The organism is Mesorhizobium sp. M7A.F.Ca.CA.001.08.2.1, assembly GCF_003998455.1.
In the GTDB taxonomy this organism is placed as follows: Bacteria; Pseudomonadota; Alphaproteobacteria; order Rhizobiales; family Rhizobiaceae; genus Mesorhizobium; species Mesorhizobium ciceri.
On sequence record NZ_RZPW01000932.1, the window covers coordinates 1 to 2142 of the forward strand.

Below are 2142 nucleotides of genomic sequence, written 5' to 3' on the forward strand. Positions count from 1 at the left end.
GTCGCCAAGGCCAAGGGTTTCTATGAGGCCGAGGGTCTCGACGTCGACATCAAGCCGGGCGGTCCCGATATCGCGCCCGAGCAGGTGATCGCCGGCGGTGGTGCCGACGTTATCGTCGACTGGATGGGCGGTGCGCTGGCTGCCCGCGAAAAGGGCGTGCCGCTGGTCAACATCGCCCAGCCGTTCAAGAAGGCCGGCATGGAGCTGGTCTGCCCGAAGGACGGCCCGATCAAGACCGAAGCCGACTTCAAAGGTCACACGCTCGGCGTCTGGTTCTTCGGCAACGAGTATCCGTTCTACGCCTGGATGAACAAGCTCGGCCTGAAGACCGAGGGCGGCCCGGACGGCGTCACGGTGCTCAAGCAGAGTTTTGACGTGCAGCCGCTGATCCAGAAGCAGGCGGACTGCATCTCGGTCATGACCTACAACGAATACTGGCAACTGATCGACGCCGGCTACAAGCCGGAACAGCTGACCGTGTTCAACTACTCGGCCATGGGCAACGACCTGCTCGAGGACGGGCTCTATGCGTCCGAAGACAAGCTCAAGGATCCGGCCTTCGAAGACAAGATGGTGCGTTTCGTGCGCGCCTCGATGAAGGGCTGGAAATATGCCATCGACAACAATGACGAAGCCGCAGGCATCGTCATGGACGGCGGCGGTCAGGACGAGAACCACCAGAAGCGCATGATGAGCGAAGTCGCCAAGCTGATCGACAATGCCGACGGCAAGCTTGACCCGGCGACCTACGAGCGCACCGCCAAGGCGCTGCTCGACCAGAAGATCATCACCAAGGAGCCGACCGGCGCCTACACCACCGCCATCACCGACAAAGCGGTCAAGTAAGCCTAGCCGGCAACACATCTATCCAGAAAGCGGCGCCTCCGGCAGAAATGTCAGAGGCGCCGTTCCTTTATGGTGTTCATGACGAAGCTGGTCTCGATCGAGGCGACGCATTTCAGCCGCGCGATCTTTTCCTTGATGAAGCGCTCGTATTGTTCGAGGCTTCCCGTCACCACTTTCAGCACATAGTCGCGCGAACCGGTGACGAGGTGGCATTCCAGCACCTCTTCCCAGCCGCGGATCGCGTCCTCGAACATCACGATCTCGTCTTCGTTCTGGCGGCTGAGCCGGATGGTGGCGATGGCGACCATGCTCCAGCCGAAGGCTGAGGGATCGACCAGCGTGGTGTAGCCTCTGATGACCCCGGTCTCCTCCAGCCGCCGCACACGCCTCAGGCAGGGCGACGGCGACAGGCCGATGCGCTCGGCAAGCTCGTTGTTGGTGATGCGGGCGTCGGCCCGCAGCTCACGCAGGATTTTCAGGTCGAAATCGTCGGCTATCTTCTGCTGCACTTTCGGTGTCTCCAGGCAATTTGTTGCGGGGATGCAGCCATGTGAGCCCAAAAATAGCAAGGACTGGCGGAACGAGATCGCATAAATTGCCGTTCACTATTTCACTCGAACAGGCAGGAAAAGCCATGACCGCGCCACGCCCGTCGAAGACCCATATCGGCAACCACAAGCTCCATCCGGAGACGCTGATGCTGAGCTATGGCTTCGATCCGCAGCTGTCGGAGGGCGCCGTCAAGCCGCCGGTGTTCCTGACCTCGACCTTCGTGTTCAAGTCGGCGGAGGAGGGACGCGACTTCTTCGACTACACATCCGGCAGGAAGGAGCCGCCGAGCGGCACCGCCTCCGGCCTGGTCTATTCGCGCTTCAATCATCCCAACAGCGAGATCGTCGAGGACCGGCTGGCGATTTATGAGGGGACGGATGCCTGTATCCTGTTTTCATCGGGCATGTCGGCGATCGCCACGACACTGCTCGCCTATGCCCGTCCGGGCGACGTCATCCTGCATTCGCAGCCACTCTACGGCGGCACGGAGACGCTTTTGACGCGCACGCTCTCCGGTTTTGGCATCGGTGCTGTCGGTTTCGCGGATGGCGTGGATGAGTCGGCGGTGCGCACGGCCGCCGACGCGGCCGTCGCGAAAGGCCGCGTGTCGGTCATCCTGATCGAGACGCCGTCAAACCCGACCAACAGCCTGGTCGACCTCGCGCTGATGCGCAAGATCGCCGACGAGATCGGCGCGAGCCAAGGGTCAACGCCGATCATCGTGTGCGACAACACATTGCTGGG

Annotated in this window: 3 protein-coding genes; 2 read left to right on the plus strand and 1 reads right to left on the minus strand. The window is 61.7% G+C overall.

Translation table 11 applies throughout. The annotated features are described in order from the left end of the window. Positions 1-846 (plus strand): ABC transporter substrate-binding protein (locus tag EN914_RS33100; protein ID WP_164779098.1); only part of this gene is annotated, 846 nt, incomplete at its 5' end. A 50-nt stretch (positions 847-896) separates the two neighbouring features. Here EN914_RS33100 and EN914_RS33105 read toward each other — a convergent pair. Further along, positions 897-1355, minus strand: a complete 459-nt coding sequence (locus EN914_RS33105) for an Lrp/AsnC family transcriptional regulator (RefSeq protein WP_024501498.1) — start codon at positions 1353-1355, stop codon at positions 897-899. 125 nt (positions 1356-1480) lie between these two features. Between EN914_RS33105 and EN914_RS33110 the strand changes: the two genes are divergently transcribed. Beyond that, a partial coding sequence (locus EN914_RS33110; protein WP_127389572.1) for an aminotransferase class I/II-fold pyridoxal phosphate-dependent enzyme occupies positions 1481-2142 on the plus strand: 662 nt, incomplete at its 3' end.